Here is a 17,031-nt window from a genome sequence, read left to right on the forward strand (position 1 = left end):
GAGCATGAACACGCCCATGGTGCCGTTCAGGTACAGCCAGGCGACGTAGAGCTCGTGCCGGACGGTCCACATCCAGGCCATCAGCGTCAGGTTGAGCGCGAACACCAGCCCCACCACCACCAGCGCGGAGATGATGCCCGCCCGCCGCTTGAAGATGAGCAGGCTCAGGGTGAGCGGGTTCAGGAAGGTGAACAGCTCGTTGACGACCACGAAGCCCATGGGCACGGGGGCCTGCGGATCATTGGCGAAGAAGCCGTACGTCGCCGCGCTGGCGATGTGGATGAGCGAGCCGACCGAGAAGCACACGAAGTACACGGCCAGGATGAGGCGGTTGGGCCACACGGAGCCCCCGCTGGATGTCGAAGGTGTTTCAACGGTCATGACGTGTCTCCAGGACTGGAGGTGTCCCCCGGAGACGTCCCTCCCGTCCAGCCCCCCCGCGTGGACTCCCGGGGGGTAACTCAATGGCCCGCGGAGCCGGGGGGCTCCACGCGCTCCACCTGCTGCTGCACGGCCTTGTCGGAGGCCACGTCCGCGCCCAACTGGACGTACGACAGCAGGAAGGTGCGCCCCTCCTTCGCCGGGGCGCTGGTGGCCGCGGTACGACCCAGGGCGTCGCGCCGGGCCTCGAAGGAGGTCAGCGTCTCCTGGAGCGAGCGGCGCGTGGCCTCGTCCTTCTCCGTCTTGAGGCGCTCCTTCACCCGCGTGATGTTCGCCTCCACCATGCGCTGGCTCTCCAGGGCGCGGTTCGCCTCGGACTGGTCGCTGAAGGGGCCGGTGCCCTCCACGGACACCTCCAGCTTCGCGACCTGCCGGCCCCGCTCCCCGGGAGGAATCAGCGTGGAGACGCCCTGGCGCTGCGCCATGCCCACGCCCCGGCCGTCGTGCGACTGCACCACGAAGTCCACGCCCTCGGCGCCCTGCGCCAGCTTCACGGCCTCCGCGTAGGGCACCGCCGCCAGCAACACCACCACGTCCACCTTCTCCGTGGTGCGCAGGCGCTTCACCTCGGCCGCCACCGCCGGCTGCACGGGCTGGCCCTGGACGCCCGGGGGCAGGAACGCCGCGCTGTCGCCTCCCTTCGGATCCGGCGACGCGGGGGAGACGCCGATGATGCCCACCTTCAGCTCGCCCGCGGTCGTGACCACCGACGCCGGGAAGAGCCGCTGGCCCTTCGCATCCACGAGGTTCGCGGACACGAGCGAAAGCTTCGCGCCCTTCGTCTTCTTCTTGAGGAAGTCCACGCCCAGCACGAGGTCGCGCTGGCCCACGGCCATGGCCGTGTAGCCCTGCGCGCCCATCTGCTCCAACAGCAGCCCCGCGCGCAGCTTCGCCGTCGGGTCCTGGCCATCAGCCAGACTCTTGAAGAGCGCATTGCCCGCATCCAGCGCGAGCACCGGCACGCCCTTGGCGCGCTCCTGCGTCAGGACCGTCTTTCGTCTGGCCAGACCGCCAGACGGGTTGTGTCGTCAACCACAGGGGGCGATTTCGCCCCCATTGTCTCCGGTGAAGAGCAGGACGAGCTTCTTCGGCGCGGCGCCCGCCACCAGGGGCAGGAGCAGCAGCGCCAGGGCGACCAGCCGACGGGGGCTCACTTCTTGCCCTTCTTCGGCGCGGGAGCGGCCTTCTTGTCCAGCTCCGCCAGCTTCGTCTTCGCCGTCTTGGCCGCGTCCGACTTGGGGTAGCTCTTCACGAGTTCCTCCAGCGCCAGCTTGGACTCTTCCTTCATCTTCAGCTTCTGGAAGCAGTCGGAGGATCGCAGGTACGCGTCCGGCGCGGAAGCCGTCTTCGCGAAGTCCTGCACCACCTTGCCGTACTCGAAGAGGGCCTCGCGGCACTTGGACTCGGAGAAGTACGTCTCACCCAGGCCGTAGTGCGCTTCGCCGACGAGCGCGTCCTTGGGCCACTTCTTCACGAACTCGTTGTAGAGCTGGCGCGCGACCAGCACGTCGCCGGCCTTGGCCTTGTCCTGCGCGAGCGCGAGGAAGTCCTTCTTGTCCGCGGGGCGCTGGAGATCCTCGGCCTTCTTCTTCGCCTCGGCTTCCTTCACCGCTTCGGCGCCCTGGAGCGCGAGGAGGCGCTGGTTGGTCTCCTCGGTGTTCTTGCCGAGCGCCGCTTCCAGTTCGCCAATCTTGTAGAGGTACGTCTCCACCTGGCCGCGCAGCTGCGCCAGGTCCTCCACGGTCTTCTGGAACTGCACGCCGATGTCCGCGTCCTTGCGGCGCGCGGCGGTGTCCAGGCTCTGCAGGGCCTGGGTCACCTGGGCGACCTTCTCGTCGATCTTCGGCTGGGTGGCGGCGAGCTGGTCGCGCGCCTCCTTCAGCTCCGCCGACAGACGGGCGTTGTCCGTCCCGAGCTTGTCCACCTTGGCTTCGAGGGCACGGCCGCGGTCGGCGGGGTAGAAACATCCGGGAACGGCGGCGGTCAACAGGGCGAAGAGCACGAGCCTGCGCATGGGGCCGGCATCCTAGGTCCAAAGCCCTCCGCGCGCCGCTTCTGTTTGCCTCCGGGCGCCATCCAGGCGGGCGGCCTGCCCCTGCCTTCAGTGCTGCCCCTCCGCCTCCAGGCGCTCCACGGCCCTGGCGCAGGCCACCCGGAGCCGGGACAGGTTCAGGAGGAAGGGCACCGGCCGCGCCCGTCCGGAGTCCACCGCGTCCCGCGCCCGGCGGTACTCGCCCACCGCGGCGTCGGGCCGGCCGCACTGCTCCAGGAGCAGGCCCAGGAGGTAGCGCGCGGCGACATGGTCCGGGTCCAGGTCCAGGCACCGGCGCAGGTCGTCCTCCGCCTGCGTGTCGGAGACGCCGGTGGAGGCCCCGTCGAGCACGCGGGAGAAGAGCCAGTCCGCCTCCGCCATCGTGGACGCGAGCGCCTCCGCGGCGGAGGGGGGCCCGTGGGGGACGGTGACTGGCTCCGGATCCGACAGGTGCCCGAGCACCGCGAAGGGAGGGACGGCGGGAAAGCGGCCGGAATCGCGCTTCGGGGTGACGTCCGTGGGCTCGGGGGAAGAGCGGCCGACGTCGCTCGGCGATGCGCCTTCGTCAGGCACCGAGGGAAAACGTCCGGAGTCGCGCTTCGGTGCAGCGGGCCCAGTCACCGAGGGAAAACGTCCGGAGTCGCGCTTCGGTGCCGCGGGATCAGGCACGGCGGGAAAGCGGCCCGAGCCCCGCCGGGAGCCAGGAGCGCTCACCTCCGCTTCGTCCACGCGCACGTAGAAGAACGCCTGCTCACAGGGCAGCAGCCGCAGCGACGGCGGAACCTGGAGCAGGGGCTCCGCAGCGGACAGCACCAGCACGCCCCCAGGCGCGAGCTGCTCGCTGAGGTTGCGCACCGTGCGCTGGAAGGCTTCCGGCGTGAAGTAGATGAGGACGTTGCGGCAGAAGATGATGTCGAACCCGCCACTTCCCCCGGCCTCCGGATACGGCAGCTCCATCAGGTTGTGGCGCCGGAACCCGGCCTGCGTGCGCAGCGACTCCACCAGCACCTGACGTCCGCCCCGGTGCTGGAAATAGCGCGCGCGCGTGGCGTCCGGAATCCGGCGCAACGCATCCGCCGGAAAGCTCAATTCGCGCGCCCGGTTCAACACCTGCTCGGAAATGTCCGTGCCCAGCACCCGGCTGGCCGGATCCGCGCCCTCCTGCGCCAACAGCACGAGCAGCGTGGCCACCTCCTCACCCGCCGCGCACCCCGCGCTCCACACGCGCAGCGGCAGCTTCGAGCGCTGCACCCGGGGCGACAGCACGTGCTCCCGGAACGCGGCCAGCTGCACCTCGTCCCGGAACACCTCCGACGTGTGCACCGCCACCGCGCCCACCAGCCGCGCCAGGTCCGCCGCGCCCACCCTCGAGCGCAGATGGGACACCACCTGCGCGGCCTGCTCCTCGCGCCCCAGCGCTTCCAGGCGCGCGTCCAGCCGACGCCGCTGGGCCGCGCTCAGCGCCATGCCCGTGTGCGCCGCGATGAACGCGTGCACGGGAGCCCAGCGCTCGGAAGAGGACGTCACGGCACCGGCTCAGCGCCCCGCGGCCAGGGACTCTCCGCGCGCCAGCTTCGCCAGCGTCGCCGCGACATCATCGCCGTGGATGAGGTGATCCACCGCCTTGCGCTCCACCGCCGCGCCCGGCATGCCGAACACCACGCAGGACTCCTCGTTCTGCGCCAGCGCCAGCCCTCCGGCCTGCTTGATGGCCAGGAGCCCGTCCGCCCCGTCCGCGCCCATGCCCGTGAGCACGACGCCCACCGCGCGCCGGCCGTACGTCTTCGCCACGCTCTCCAGCAGCATGGTGCCACTGGGCATGTGCCCGTCGCGCTCCACTCCGGGCTTCAGCGCCACGCGCCCGCGCACCGGCACCAGCGTGTGTTGATCCGGCGGCGCCACCAGCACCATGCCCGGGGTCAGCACGTCGCCGTCCTGCGCCAGCCGCACCTTGAGCTTGCTCGCGTTGGCGAGCCAGCTGGCCAGCGACTCCGAGAAGGCCGCGTTGATGTGCTGGACGATGACGATGGGCGCCGGGAAGTCCGCCGGCAGCTCCGCCAGCATCCGGTAGAGCACCTGCGGGCCGCCGGTGCTGGCCGCCACCGCCACGATGCCCATGGAGACCGCGGGCAGCACCGCCGTGGGGTGCGGCGTGCCCGCCTGCGTGCGCTTGGGGCCGCGCAGGTGCCGGATGACACGCACCGAGGAGATGAGCTTCACCTCCTTGGTGAGGTTCCACGCGTCCGCGCCCGCGTCGATGGAGGGCTTGATCTGCAGCGCCAGCGCGCCCAGCTCCAGCGCGCGGTACGTCAGCGCGGGGGCCTGCGAGCGCGGGTCGCCCGTCAGCACCAGGATGGGCGTGGGGCACTCGGCCATGATGTGCTCCACGGCCGTCAGCCCGTCCATGACGGGCATGTCCACGTCCATGGTGATGACGTGGGGGCGAAGCTCCTTCGTGAGGGCAACGGCCTCCGCGCCGTTCGCCGCGGTGCCGACGACCTCGACATCCGGGTCGTCGCTCAACGCCGCGCTGATGAGCTGTCGGCAGATGAGCGAGTCATCGACCACCAGCACCGAGACTTTCTTGCCCATGGACGTTCCATACCCCGTACGCGCGGCGGGGAGTATAGCAATGCGCGTGGATCGCCGGGGCCCTGGGACTTCAGGCCAACAGACGCCCCACCACATCCACCAGGTCCTGCCGGACGAGGTCGCCTTTCGTGATGTAGCCGTCCGCGCCGGCCGCCAGCCCCCTCGCCCGGTCTACCTCCCCTCCTCGGGTGGTGAGGATGACGACGGGCAGGCCGCTCCGGGCGGGATCGGTCTTCAGGCGCCGGGTGAGCTCCACGCCGTCCATCTCCGGCATCTCCAGGTCGGTGACCACCAGCTCCACAGGAGGGCCGTCCTCTCCGAGCAGCGCCAGCGCCCCGACGCCGTCCGGCGCCCGCAGCGTGTCGTACCCCACCGCCTCCAGCAGGTTCGCCACCAGTTCGCGGGTCAGGGGCGAGTCATCCACCACGAGGATGCGGCGCCGGCGCACCTCCTGTGCTCGCACCGGGGGACGGACGAGCCGCAGGGGCGCCGTGCCGTGAACGCCCGCCGCCAGGGTCGCCGCCGACAGGACCATGGCCAGCCGCCCGTCCGCGAGCGAGGTGGCCCCCGTCAGGTGGGTGAAGCGGGCGAGGATGCCCTTCAGCGGCAGGATGGCCTGGACGCGCTCCTCCAACACGCGATCCACCGCCAGTGCGGCCTCCATGCCCTGGCCCTTCACCACCAGCACCAGCTCGCCTTCCCGGGCGGGGCGCTCGGCGGCGTGGCCCAGGAGCGACGCCAGCGAAGCGAAGGGAAGCACCCGGCCCTCGGCCCGGAGCACGGGGCGGCCGGCGACCTCTCCCACCTCCGCGGCCTCCACCTTGAGGGCGCGGGAGACGTGGACGGCGCCCAGGGCGAGCGTTTCGTCGCCCACCTGGACGAAGAGCAGGGGCGCGACGGTGAGGGACACCGGCACGCGCAGGGTGAAGATGGTGCCCCAGCCGGGTGCGGACTCCACGCCCACGTCGCCGCCCAGCGCCTGGAGGGACGCGCGCACGGCGTCCAGGCCCACGCCCCGACCTGACAGGTCGGTGACCACTTCGCGCGAGGAGAAGCCGGGAAGGAAGATGAGGTCGCGCGCGGCGGCGTCGGACAGGGCGTTGGCGGTGGCCTCGTCGAGCACGCCCCGGCGCACGGCCACCCGCCGCAGCAGCGCGGGATCCATGCCCATTCCATCGTCCTCCACGCGCAGCACGATGCGGCTGCCTTCGCGTGCGGCGCGCAGGGTGAGGCAGCCCCGGGGATGCTTGCCGGCGGCGACGCGGTCCACGCGCGTCTCCAGGCCGTGGTCCAGCGCGTTGCGCACCAGGTGCATCAGGGGTTCGCGCAGGGCCTCCACGACGGAGCGGTCCGCGCGGGTGTCCTCGCCGTCCACGACGAGCTCCACCTCCTTGCCCAGCTCCCGCGCCAGGTCGCGCACCATGCGGGGGTAGGGTTCGAAGAGGACGGCCAGGGGCAGCATGCGCAGGGTCTGGACTTCTTCAGACACCTGCCCCAGGTCGCGCAGCTCCGCGTTGGCGAGCAGCTTGGCTTCCCGGTGCAGGGTGGCGGCCAGCTCCTTCGCGCGGCCCAGCCGCTCCGCGATCGCCACGCCCGCGGGGCCCAGGTCCTCCGCCGCGCGGGCCAGCTCACTCAGTTCGCGCACGAGCGCCAGCCGCCGAGCGTTCGCCAGTTCGCGGCGTCGCGCCACCTGCCCCAGGTTGGTCACCGCGCTGGTGAGCATGTCCAGGCTGGCCACGCCAATGCGCACCGCCGTGTCCACGCGGACGTCACCGTTGCGGACCGCACCGCCACCGGCCTTCGGCGCGACACCCGAGGGTGGACGGGAGCGAGAGGCGGAGTCGATCAACCGGGTGCCCGGCAGCGGCGCCGACGCGGGATTCACGAAGGGGGAACCCGCCGGGCCTCCGGCGGTGGAGTTCAGCAGGTGAGCTCCCGTGGAGGCGGCCCCGGTGGCGGGACTCACGAGGTGCGAGCCGGAGGAAGCACTTGCGGCCCCTGCGAGATGGGAACCCACCGAGCCGCCGGTAGGCGAACTCGCGAGGTGCGCCCCCACCGGAGCCCCCGGTACAAGCCCCGACGGATGCCATCCCGCAGCGGAGACCGTCGCCGTGTGCGCCCCTCCCGGCGCGCCCGAAGCGGACGATCCCGGATGCACTCCCCCCGGGGTTCCCTGCGAAGCCCCCAGCGCCGTCTGTCCTCCGGGCGGCTCCGAACGGATGGCCGTCATGAGCAGGTGCGACGCGGCCGTGACCGGGGACATGCCCGCCCCCGGCGCGGACTCCGGACGGAGCGCCATCGTCGACCAGTGGGCGGGAACCACGGGCGCGCCCGACTCCGCGCGCGTCGTCGCCAGCAGCTGTGACGCGGCCCCCTCTCCCTTCGCCGTCGCTCCAGGAGCCTTCGGCGGCGCCGCCCAGCCCCCTTCCTCCAGCGTACGGGGCACCACCGGACGCGCGGCCTCCGCCGTGGTCCGCTGTTGCAGCGTCGCCACCAGCGTCTCCACCGCCAGCGGTGGCTCTGCCGCCTGAAGCGCCCCGGACAGCGCGAGCACCGTGTCCGCCGTGGTGAGCAGCGCGTCGGTGGACTCCGACGACAGGCGGTAGCGGTGGGGCTCCGCGCAGCGGACCAGCTCCTCCATCTGGTGCACGAGCGTGTTGATCTCGTCGAAGCCCATCATCCGGGCCTCGCCCTTCAGCCCGTGCAGCTCGCGCAGCACCCGCTGCCCGGCCTCCAGGCTGCCCCCGGCCTCCAGCTCCATGAGGGAGCGGTTGATGCGCTCCAGGCGCACCGTCACCAGGTCGCGGAACTGCTTGAGGAGCCGTTCGCTGGGGTTCACCCGCCCTCCTCCTTGCGCAGCGTCGCCTGATGGATCTGGAAGCGCTCCACCACCCCACGCAGGTCCTGCGCCAGCCCCAACAGGTCCCCGTTCGCCGAACTCACCTGCTTCGTGGCGTTGAGGCTCTGCTGGGTGATGCGCAGGATGTCCGCCATCGTGTCCGCGAGCTGATCCGTGCCCGTCTGCTGCTGCTGCGTGGACCGGGAGATGCTCCGCACCGCGTCCGACGTGCGCCCCGCCAGGCTGACGATCTGCCGCAGCGACTCCGACACCTCCTCCGCCAGCGCGGTGCCCGTCTCCACCGCGCGCACCCCGCCGCCCGTCACCGCCACCGCGGCGGCGCTCGCCTCACGCACCTCCTCGATGAGCCCTTCAATCTCCTTGGTGGACTCCAGCACGTTCTCCGCGAGCCTGCGCATCTCCGCCGCCACCAGCGAGAAGCCCCGGCCCACCTCGCCCGCCTTCGTGCCCTCCAGCTCCGCGTTGAGCGCCAGCAGGTCGGACTTGTCCGCCACGCCGTTGATGAACTCGACGATCTTCCCAATCTGCTGCACGCGCTTGTTCAGCCGCGCCACCGCGGAGCTGATGGCCAGGTTGTCCTGGCGCATGCGCGACATGGCCCCCAGGAACGACTCCGCGCTGCCCTGCCCGCCCTGCGCCGCCGCCAGCGTGCGCTGGGCGATCTCCGCCACCGAGCCCGCGTTCTCCGCGATCTGCTTCGCCGAGCGCGCCAGCTCCTCCGTCGTGGCGCTCGTCTCATCCAGGCTGCTGGCCTGTTCGGCGGCGCCCGCCTCGTAGCGCCCGGAGGTGCTCAGAATCTCTTCCGTGGTGGCCGAAATCTGCGCCCCCGCGCGCTGCAACTGCGCGAGCACGTCCGCCAAGTGCGTGCGCATCGTGGTGAAGGCCGCGGACACCGCCCACACCTCGTCCTCCGCGGGCACGAGCCGGGGGCTCGCCAGGTCCCCCGCGGCGATGCGGCGCGCCTCCCCGGACAGCTCCCGCATCGGCCGGCCCAGCAGCGTGCCGCCCAGGTACGCCGTCGTCAGCGCCAGGCCGAACACCACCACGCACAGCACCGCGCTGGACATGAACGCTTCCAGGTGCAGCGCGTCCACCATCACCCCCTGCACGTCCGGGCTGCCCGCCATCTGGAGCCGCGTGAAGACGCGGTCCGACAGCGCGATGACGACCTGGGCGCACAGCACCGCGGGCGTCACCACGCAGATGGCGGTGAAGGCCACCAGCCGCGAACGGATGCGCGAGCGCCGGGGCAGCGCGGCGATGACCTGCGCGTGCGTCAGCCCTTGGTCCGCCACCCACAGCACGCCCCGGCGCGCCCGGAGCGTGACGAGCCCGTACACGAGCAGCGACGTGAGCGGCCCGAACAGCGCCCCCAGCCCCGCGATCTTGAGGGTCAGCGCGACCGGAAGCGCCATCTCCGTCCAGAGCACCACCGCCACCACGCCCGTCGTCAGCACCCACAGGCCGAGCGAGCGGAAGAACGCCTCGCCCGGAGCGCGCGACATCTCCCCCACGGCCTCCGACAGGTGTTCGGCCGTCGGCGCCACGTCCCCCCGCTCCAGGGCCCGCAGCGTGGGGAACCTGCGCAGGGACACGCCCACGCCCAGCAGCATGTGCAGCGCGCTCACCCCCACCACCAGGAACACCAGCGCGCCCAGGCTGCCCGTCAACGGACCGCCGATGACGAGCGACGCGAAGTGCAGCCCCAGCGTGGAGCCCACCAGGTTCGCCAGTGGGACGGGGACCACCAGGTGTCGGCTGAAGGAGGCCCGCCGGGGCCCGATGCGCACGGCCATGGACGCCCTACCCTTCCCCGGTTTCGACGTGGAAGCGCTCCACCACGTGTTGCAGGTCGTGCGCCAGCGTGGACAGGTCCGCGTTGGCCGCCACCATCTGCTTGGTGGCCGCGGCGTTCTGTTCGGTGACGCGCAGGATGTCCCCCATGGCCGCCGCCAGTTGATCCGTGCCCGTCTGCTGCTGCTGCGTGGCCAGGGAGATGCTGCGCACCGCGTGCGACGTCTGCCGCGCCAGCTCCAGGATGAGCCCCAGGCTGTCGTCCACCTGCGCCGCCAGCAGCGTGCCCAGCTCCGTCGTCTTCAGGCCCGCCTCCGTGGCCATCACCGCCGCGTTCGTCGCGTCGCGGATCTCCCCGATGAGCCCTTCAATCTCCTTCGTGGAGCGGATGACGTTCTCCGCCAGCCTGCGCATCTCCGCCGCCACCAGCGAGAAGCCCCGGCCCACCTCGCCCGACTTGGTGCCCTCCAGCTCCGCGTTGAGCGCCAGCAGGTCCGACTTGTCGGCGATCTCGTTGATGAACTCCACCACCTTGCCAATCTGCTGCACGCGCTTGTTGAGGCGCACCACCGCGTCCGCGATGGCCTCGTTGTCGTGCTTCATGCGCTGCATGGCGCCCAGGAAGGCGGTGGCGCCGCGCTGGCCGGACTGCGCCGCGCCGAACGTCGTCTCCGCGATGGCGGACACGGACTCCGCGCTGTCGGCGATCTGCTGCGCGGACCGGGCCAGCTCCTCCGTGGTGGCGCTGGTCGCGTTGAGCGCCCCGGCCTGCTCGTCCGCCCCCACCTCCTGCTCCGTGCTGGTGGCCACCAGCTGCTCGGTGGTGGAGGAGATCTGGATGCCCGCCTTGCGCAGCTGCGTGAGCGCCTGCACCAGCTGCACCTGCATCTGGGTGAAGGCCGCGGATGTCGCCCACACCTCGTCCTCCGCGTGGATGACGCGCGGGGGGCGCACCTCGCCGCGAGCGATGCGCGTCGCGTCCTCGGTGATGGCGCGCAACGGCTCCGACAGCGCCGTGCCCGCGAGCGCGGCGGTGCCCAGGACGAGCAGCGTGACGAGCCCCGCGAGCAGCCCCAGCGGAGGCCCCTCGCCCTTGCGCGCCCGCACGAGGATCTCCTCCCGCGCCTGCGGGGTGGTGGCCTGCGCCCACGCATCCACCACCGCCACCGTGCGCGTGAAGGCCACGTCCAGGATGAAGAGCGACGGGCTCAGCACCGCGATGGCGGTGAACACCACCAGGCGTCGGCGGATGTGCATGCGCCGGGGCGGCAGCGCGGCCAGCACCTCCAGCGGCGACAGCCCCTCCGCCACCAGCCGCTCCAGCGTGACGCGCGCGCGGCGCACCAGCATCAGGTAGACGAGCATGGAGCTGAGCGGCCCCAGCGACAGGCCCATCAGCACCACGCGCAGCCCTTCGGTCCACGACACGTGCGCGAGCAGCGGGAAGGACACCGCCACCAGCACCGTCCCGCCCAGCCAGCCCTGCAGCGCGAACCAGAAGCCGACGCCGGGCATGGCCGCCACTTCCTGGAGCGCGCGGCGCAGGTGCTCGGGCCGGGTGGGCAGCCGGCCCTCGCCCAGCGCGATCAACGTGCGCAGGGCGCGGCTGTCGCGAAGCCCCCCCAGCCCCAGGAACAACCCGAGCGCGCACAGCCCCAGGATGGACAGCGGGAGCCGGCCCTCCGTCGGCAACGTGTGGGACAGGTGGATGTGCAGCAGCGCGAGCATCACGCCCACGCAGCTGCCCAGCACGCGGGGGCGCGTCGTCCAGCGGGCCAGGGAGCGCAGCTCGGGGGACGGCTTCATGCGGCCTCCGGGCCCAGGGTGCGCAGGTAGCGCTCGAAGCCGTCCAGGTGCACCAGCGGCCACAGCACCCCGCGCGTCACCACGAAGCCGCGCAGGCTCCCCCCGGAGGACCCCGCCACCACCGGCGAGGGCGGCAGCACCGACAGCACCTCCGCGTCGATCTCCAGCCCGTCCACGCCCACCGCCTCGCCCGTGAGGGTGACGAGCACGCGCTGGGCGCCCGCGGCCTCCCGGAAGGCCCTGCGGGCGGACACCCAGGACCCACCCGGTGCGGCGATGGAGGCCACCTCGTTCGCCTCGAACGCGAGGCGGTGGGGGCCCACGAGGCACAGCAGCGTCCCCTCGACCCGAGCGGCGCGGGGCATGGCCCTAGCCGCCCTGGCTGAGGTGGTCGAAGAGGCCTTCAGGGTCGATGACGGCCACGTCGCGCGCGCCGCTCTTGCCGGGGCCGCGCAGGTGGACGTGGACGCCCGAAGGGCCCAGGGGCTCCAGCGCGCCCGTCACGGGGGACACCCCGGCGACGCTGCTGGCGGTGAGGGCGAGCGTTCCCCGGGGCAGGCGCACGAGCACCGCGCGACGGGAACCGGCGGTCACCCCTCCCACCAGCAGGCTCATGTCCACGACCGGGATGACTTCTCCCCGGTGCGCGAACACGCCCAGCAGGTGGGGCGGGGAACCCGGTACCCGCGTCAGCTCGGGGAAGGTGACCACCTCCGCCGCGGCTTCCGCGGGCACCGCGTACCAACTGCTTCCACAGGCGAAGACCAGGTAGGACTGACGCGTTTCCGACTCGAGGGCGGCCATTTCGCGCCAGAGCCTACCCCAGAACTAGCGCTGGAACTCCACGCGGCGGTTCTCCGCCCACCCTTCCTCGGTGGCGGCGTTGGCGACAGGGCGCGTCTCACCGTAACCCACCGTCGCCAGACGGTTGGACGGAACGCCCAGGTCGGTCAGGTAGCGCTTGACCGCCGCGGCGCGGCGGTTGGACAGCTGGAGGTTGTACTCCTCCGTGCCGCGCTCGTCCGCGTGGCCGCCCAGGGTGATCTTCCCCGTGGCCGCCTTGATGCAGGCCGCCAGGTCGCCCAGGCGCGACTGCGCGCTGGAGTCCAGGGTGGACTCGTTGAAGCCGAAGCGCACCGGCGAGTAGTCGCAGCGGGAGTCGGCGGAGGCCGTCACGCAGCGGCCGCCCTGGCAGTCCTGGCCCTCACCGCAGTCGGTGGCGGCGGTGCAGGTGTCCTTGGGGGCCTGGCAGCGGCCGGCCTGGCACTTGCCACCGTTGCACGCGGAGTCGTCCTTGCACTGGGCCTCGGCGCACTTGCCGGCCTCGCAGATGCGGCCGGAGCCACAGGCCGCGTCCGTGGTGCACTCAGGGGGCTTGGGGGCGCACTTGTTCGCCTGGCAGGTGAAGCCCTCACGGCAGTTGTCGTCCGTGGCGCACTCCTGGCACTGACCCTGGACGCAGACTTCGCCCTTCTCCTTGCAGGTCTCGTCGTCGTTGCACTTGGGATAGGTGGGCGGGCACCCGGTCAGCACGGCCACGGCGAGGGCCAACCCCGCCCAAAGCGAAATCCGACGCATCATTCCTCCGTACAGCATTCACGGGAAAAGGTGACCCGCGAGCTCGCGGGTCAAGGCTGTCGCGTGTAGTCGCACACCCAGCCGGGAGTCAAAAGATTTGTCCTTTCCTCATCCTTCCGGGCCGAACGAGTCACTTGATGCCCCGATTATTTCCGTGAGAGTGTGACCGGTTTGCCCATGCCCGCCGCCGTCCTCATCGTCGATGACGAAAAAAACATCCTCCTCACCCTGAGCCAGTCGTTGCAGCTGGCCGGCTACCGCACGGAGCTGGCCAGCAGCGGGCAGGTGGCGCTGGACGTGGTGAGCGCGCGCCCGGTGGACGCGGTGCTGATGGACGTGAAGATGCCGGACATGGACGGCCTCACGGTGCTGGCCCGGCTCACGGAGCTCAAGCCGGAGCTGCCGGTCATCATGATGTCGGGCCACGGCACCATCGACACGGCGGTGAAGGCGACGCAGCTGGGCGCGCGGGACTTCCTGGAGAAGCCCCTGGCGCGAGACAAGCTGCTGGTGGCGCTGCGCAACGTGCTCACGCACCAGGCCGCGATGGAGGAGTTGCAGGAGCTGCGCGCGCAGCTGGGCCGCTTCGACATGGTGGGCGGCGGGCCGGCCATGCAGCGCATCTTCTCCCTCATCCAGCGCGCGGCGCCCAGCGAGGGCCGCGTCCTCATCACCGGGGAGAACGGCACCGGCAAGGAGCTCATCGCGCGCGCGCTGCATCAGCACTCCCGGCGCAAGGGCGGGCCGTTCGTGAAGCTCAACTGCGCGGCGGTGCCGCACGACCTCATCGAGAGCGAGCTGTTCGGCCACGAGAAGGGCGCGTTCACCGGCGCGGTGAGCGTGCGGCGCGGCAAGTTCGAGCTGGCGCACGAGGGCACCCTCTTCCTGGATGAGATTGGCGACATGCCGGCCGCGATGCAGTCGAAGCTGCTGCGCGTGCTCCAGGAGGGGGAGCTGGAGCGCGTGGGCGGCGCGGAGACGCTCAAGGTGGACGTGCGCGTGCTCGCGGCGACGAACAAGAACCTGGAGAAGGAGATCGCCGCCGGGCGGTTCCGCGAGGACCTCTACTACCGCATCAACGTGGTGCAGATTCACTCGCCGCCGCTGCGCGAGCGCAGCGAGGACCTGCCGGACCTCATCAACACCTTCCTGAGCGAGGCGTGCGCGAAGAACGGCCGGCGCCCGCTGATGCTGTCGCCGGACGCGCTCGCGGTGATGAGCGCGTACGACTACCCGGGCAACGTGCGCGAGCTGCGCAACCTGGTGGAGCGGCTGGCCATCCTGTGTGAAGGCCCGGTGGTGTCGCGCACGGACGCGCTGGAGCTGCTGCCCCGGGGCCGTCCCCTTCCCCCGATGCCCGCGGCCACCGTGGGCGGAGACGCACCCCTCTCTCCGGCGACGGTCGCGCCCCCGGCCTCCGGGCCCGTGGCGTCAGGTCCCGTGGGCTGGCGGCCCCGCGTGGATCAGACGTTCCGTGAACAGGTGGAGGACGCGGAGCGGGAGATCATCCAGCACGTGCTTGCCCACACGCATGACAACGTGACGGAAGCGGCGCGGATCCTCGATCTGGAGCGGGGCCACTTCTACAAGAAGATGAAGGCCCTGGGCCTGCGCCGGGGGCAATCCGAGTCGTAGGTGCCTGCATTCGCCGCGCCTTTTTCCGTGAGAGAAATCCCGTAGCCGCGGAAGTCGCGGCCATGGTAGCTGGCCCGCAGCCACTCGACGCTCCGATGGCGGCGCGACATGTTGTCGCAGCCGTAGGGTGTCCTCGGGTGGTTCTGCTCGACCGGCGCCGCCCGTGCTTCGACTCAGTCGTCGCTGGAGGCTCCCATGCCCACCTCGGAACTGCCCCTGCTTGAGTTCGTGCTCACGAACTACAAGAACTTCAACGCGCGCGCGACGCGCGATGCGCTCCTGGCCTACTGGCAGCACGTCTCAAGTGGTGGCCGGATGTTCTGGAGCGTCGCGGGCGCGATGTCGTCCGCGCAGCTCGGCCTCTCCCTCGCACCCGCCATTCGCGCGGGGCTGATTCACGGCCTGTCGGTGACGGGGGCCAACCTCGAGGAGTCGCTCTTCCGCCTCGTCGCTCACTCGGCGTATCGGGACTTCCCCGAGTACCGTTACTTCACCAAGCAGGACGACACGCGGATCCTCGAGCAGCGGATGCGGCGGGTCACCGACACGAGCATCCCCGAGGACGAGGCGTTCCGCGCGGTCGAGAAGATCATCGTTCCGATGTGGAAGGGCGCGTCCGAGCGGGGAGAGCGGCGCTTCTGGCACGAGTACTTCTACGACTGCATCCTGGCGTTGGAGCCCTCCGCGTTCGAGGGAGACCCCGAGGCCTGCTGGCTGCTGGAGGCGGCGCGGCGCCGGCTGCCCATCGTCGTCCCTGGCTATGAGGACTCCACGTTCGGGAACATCTTCGCGTCCTACGTGAAGACGGGGGACTGCAAGGCGAGCATCGTGAAGTCGGGCATCGAGTACATGGTCGACTTCTACGACCGCTACGAGGAGCTCTCCGCGGGCAACGGTGTCGGCTTCTTCCAGATTGGTGGCGGCATCGCCGGTGACTTCCCCATCTGCGTCGTGCCCTCGACGAAGTACGACCTGCAGAAGCCCGTGAAGCCGTGGGCCTACTTCTGCCAGATCAGCGACTCGACGACGTCCTACGGCTCGTACTCGGGGGCGACGCCCAACGAGAAGATCACCTGGGACAAGCTCACCGAGACGACGCCGATGTTCGTCATCGAGTCGGATGCCACCATCGTCGCCCCGCTGATGCTCCGCGCGCTGCTCGAATGCCAGAGCCAGCCGGAGGCCGCGGCCTCGCTCATCACCCGGCATCTGGGCTGAGCGGCGGAGCGTCTCAAGGCCTCCTCGGGGAGCCGTCAGGCCGTGGGCCGTGGACCCAGGGCACATTGACGGCTCCTCGCGGCGTCTGGTCTATTGGTCCACAGGGCGCCGAGGGGCGCCTGTGCCCGAAAAGACGACGTCACCCTCGCTTCACCCGCAGCCGACATGCTCCCGATGAAGTCCTTCCACGGTCCACCAGCGGGTGAGGGCCGCCACCGAAGGAATCGTCATGGGAACCGGCAGCACATCCACGCTCACGCTTCATGAATGCAAGGTCCGGGCGTCGCTCCTGCTCAAGGACCTGGACTCCCCCGACACGGCGCGCGCCACCCGCGCCGCCGAGCGGATGCGCGCCCTGCCCTTCTTCGCGGGCCTGCCCCTGGGCCAGGTGCTCGCGCGCCGGGACACCGTGAAACACAAACACGGGCTCACCGTCATCGCCCGGGAAGCAGGGCATGCCACCTGGGCGCTGCTAAAGCAGGCGCTGGAGTCCGTGTCCGCGCCGGGCCTGGACACGCGCGTGTTCTTCCAGAAGGGCCCGGCCGTCTTCCTCAACCGCTGGTGCGCCACGTACGAGGAAGCGGCGGCGTCCCTCGCGGCGCAGGGTGGCTTCCTCTTCCCCTTCCGCCACCAGTACTTCGTCTGCGAGGCCGGCTTCCTCCAGGCGCTGGGCATCGACGTGAAGGATCCAGACTGGGAACGGCTGGGCCACGACTGGGTGCGCCCCCGCGACCCCGCCGCGAAGGCCCGGCTGGAAGCGAAGCTCGTGGCGCTCGGGTACGGAGGCCAGCATGTCGCCGGTTGAGGACTCGCGCGCGTCCCGCGCCGAACGCAAGCGCACCTACAAGGAAGCCGCGGTCCCCATGGGCATCTACGCCATCCGCAACCGCGTCAATGGCAAGGTGTTCGTGGGCCACAGCCTCAACCTGCCCGCCATGTTCAATCGCATCCGCTTCGAGTTCGCCCAGCGCATGCACCGCGTCCCTGAACTCCAGGCGGATTGGGAACGGCATGGCGAGGCGGCCTTCTCCTTCGAGGTGTTGGACAAGCTCGAGCCCCTGGACGAGCCCGGCCC

Annotated in this window: 16 protein-coding genes; 4 read left to right on the forward strand and 12 right to left on the reverse strand. The window is 71.2% G+C overall.

Annotated elements, in window-relative coordinates; all coding sequences use genetic code 11:
- The 12 genes from D7Y13_RS23875 to D7Y13_RS23925 all read right to left on the reverse strand — a co-directional run.
- A partial coding sequence (locus D7Y13_RS23875; RefSeq protein WP_208734487.1) for a hypothetical protein occupies positions 1-381 on the reverse strand: 381 nt, incomplete at its 3' end.
- Positions 382-461: 80 nt separating this feature from the next.
- Complete coding sequence (locus D7Y13_RS23880) at positions 462-1,397, reverse strand: bifunctional UDP-sugar hydrolase/5'-nucleotidase (RefSeq protein ID WP_120584719.1); 936 nt, start codon at positions 1,395-1,397, stop codon at positions 462-464.
- A gap of 72 nt (positions 1,398-1,469) precedes the next feature.
- Positions 1,470-1,595, reverse strand: a complete 126-nt coding sequence (locus D7Y13_RS48750; RefSeq protein WP_255424395.1) for a hypothetical protein — start codon at positions 1,593-1,595, stop codon at positions 1,470-1,472.
- Positions 1,592-2,455 (reverse strand): tetratricopeptide repeat protein, encoded by an 864-nt coding sequence (locus tag D7Y13_RS23885; protein WP_120532290.1) that lies wholly within the window; start codon positions 2,453-2,455, stop codon positions 1,592-1,594. Before D7Y13_RS23885 ends, D7Y13_RS48750 begins: the two co-directional genes overlap by 4 nt.
- Positions 2,456-2,542: 87 nt before the next feature.
- A complete protein-coding gene (locus D7Y13_RS23890) occupies positions 2,543-4,000 on the reverse strand; it encodes a CheR family methyltransferase (protein WP_341870436.1) in 1,458 nt (485 codons plus the stop codon).
- A gap of 9 nt (positions 4,001-4,009) precedes the next feature.
- Positions 4,010-5,065: a chemotaxis-specific protein-glutamate methyltransferase CheB gene (cheB, locus tag D7Y13_RS23895; protein WP_120532289.1), complete on the reverse strand. Its 1,056-nt coding sequence runs from the start codon at positions 5,063-5,065 to the stop codon at positions 4,010-4,012.
- Positions 5,066-5,135: 70 nt separating this feature from the next.
- Positions 5,136-7,904 carry a response regulator gene (locus D7Y13_RS23900; RefSeq protein ID WP_120532288.1) on the reverse strand — a complete coding sequence of 923 codons (2,769 nt, stop codon included), beginning with the start codon at positions 7,902-7,904 and terminating at the stop codon, positions 5,136-5,138.
- The gene (locus tag D7Y13_RS23905) at positions 7,901-9,721 is read right to left on the reverse strand and encodes a methyl-accepting chemotaxis protein (protein WP_120532287.1); all 1,821 of its coding nucleotides are present in this window, start codon (positions 9,719-9,721) and stop codon (positions 7,901-7,903) included. Before D7Y13_RS23905 ends, D7Y13_RS23900 begins: the two co-directional genes overlap by 4 nt.
- Positions 9,722-9,728: 7 nt before the next feature.
- Entirely contained in the window at positions 9,729-11,525 is a 1,797-nt protein-coding gene (locus tag D7Y13_RS23910) for a methyl-accepting chemotaxis protein (protein WP_120584715.1), read from the reverse strand.
- Positions 11,522-11,890, reverse strand: coding sequence for a protein CrdC (locus D7Y13_RS23915; protein WP_120584714.1), 369 nt, complete (start codon positions 11,888-11,890; stop codon positions 11,522-11,524). Before D7Y13_RS23915 ends, D7Y13_RS23910 begins: the two co-directional genes overlap by 4 nt.
- Positions 11,891-11,894: 4 nt before the next feature.
- On the reverse strand, positions 11,895-12,329 hold the full coding sequence (locus D7Y13_RS23920; RefSeq protein WP_120532284.1) for a chemotaxis protein CheW: 435 nt from the start codon (positions 12,327-12,329) through the stop codon (positions 11,895-11,897).
- A gap of 24 nt (positions 12,330-12,353) precedes the next feature.
- A complete protein-coding gene (locus tag D7Y13_RS23925; RefSeq protein ID WP_120584717.1) occupies positions 12,354-13,103 on the reverse strand; it encodes an OmpA family protein in 750 nt (249 codons plus the stop codon).
- A 177-nt stretch (positions 13,104-13,280) separates the two neighbouring features.
- Here D7Y13_RS23925 and D7Y13_RS23930 point away from each other — a divergent pair, with 177 nt between their 5' ends.
- The 4 genes from D7Y13_RS23930 to D7Y13_RS23945 all read left to right on the forward strand — a co-directional run.
- Positions 13,281-14,738 carry a sigma-54-dependent transcriptional regulator gene (locus tag D7Y13_RS23930; RefSeq protein WP_120584713.1) on the forward strand — a complete coding sequence of 486 codons (1,458 nt, stop codon included), beginning with the start codon at positions 13,281-13,283 and terminating at the stop codon, positions 14,736-14,738.
- Positions 14,739-14,933: 195 nt separating this feature from the next.
- Positions 14,934-15,956: a deoxyhypusine synthase family protein gene (locus D7Y13_RS23935; protein ID WP_120584712.1), complete on the forward strand. Its 1,023-nt coding sequence runs from the start codon at positions 14,934-14,936 to the stop codon at positions 15,954-15,956.
- A gap of 229 nt (positions 15,957-16,185) precedes the next feature.
- Positions 16,186-16,761 (forward strand): hypothetical protein, encoded by a 576-nt coding sequence (locus tag D7Y13_RS23940; RefSeq protein ID WP_120630786.1) that lies wholly within the window; start codon positions 16,186-16,188, stop codon positions 16,759-16,761.
- The coding region (locus D7Y13_RS23945) for a GIY-YIG nuclease family protein (RefSeq protein ID WP_147452483.1) at positions 16,748-17,031 on the forward strand (284 nt) is incomplete at its 3' end. The genes D7Y13_RS23940 and D7Y13_RS23945, both read left to right, overlap by 14 nt.

This window comes from Corallococcus praedator (assembly GCF_003612125.1).
Classification (GTDB): Bacteria; Myxococcota; Myxococcia; order Myxococcales; family Myxococcaceae; genus Corallococcus; species Corallococcus praedator.

What these genes read in the sequence shown, in the direction of transcription:
- D7Y13_RS23940 (WP_120630786.1), top strand. Translation starts at nt 16,186, where the DNA reads ATGGGAACCGGCAGCACATCCACGCTCACGCTTCATGAATGCAAGGTC.
- D7Y13_RS23910 (WP_120584715.1), bottom strand. Translation starts at nt 11,525, where the DNA reads ATGAAGCCGTCCCCCGAGCTGCGCTCCCTGGCCCGCTGGACGACGCGC.
- D7Y13_RS23930 (WP_120584713.1), top strand. Translation starts at nt 13,281, where the DNA reads ATGCCCGCCGCCGTCCTCATCGTCGATGACGAAAAAAACATCCTCCTC.
- D7Y13_RS23905 (WP_120532287.1), bottom strand. Translation starts at nt 9,721, where the DNA reads ATGGCCGTGCGCATCGGGCCCCGGCGGGCCTCCTTCAGCCGACACCTG.
- D7Y13_RS23915 (WP_120584714.1), bottom strand. Translation starts at nt 11,890, where the DNA reads ATGCCCCGCGCCGCTCGGGTCGAGGGGACGCTGCTGTGCCTCGTGGGC.
- cheB (WP_120532289.1), bottom strand. Translation starts at nt 5,065, where the DNA reads ATGGGCAAGAAAGTCTCGGTGCTGGTGGTCGATGACTCGCTCATCTGC.
- D7Y13_RS23925 (WP_120584717.1), bottom strand. Translation starts at nt 13,103, where the DNA reads ATGCGTCGGATTTCGCTTTGGGCGGGGTTGGCCCTCGCCGTGGCCGTG.
- D7Y13_RS23885 (WP_120532290.1), bottom strand. Translation starts at nt 2,455, where the DNA reads ATGCGCAGGCTCGTGCTCTTCGCCCTGTTGACCGCCGCCGTTCCCGGA.
- D7Y13_RS23920 (WP_120532284.1), bottom strand. Translation starts at nt 12,329, where the DNA reads ATGGCCGCCCTCGAGTCGGAAACGCGTCAGTCCTACCTGGTCTTCGCC.
- D7Y13_RS23935 (WP_120584712.1), top strand. Translation starts at nt 14,934, where the DNA reads ATGCCCACCTCGGAACTGCCCCTGCTTGAGTTCGTGCTCACGAACTAC.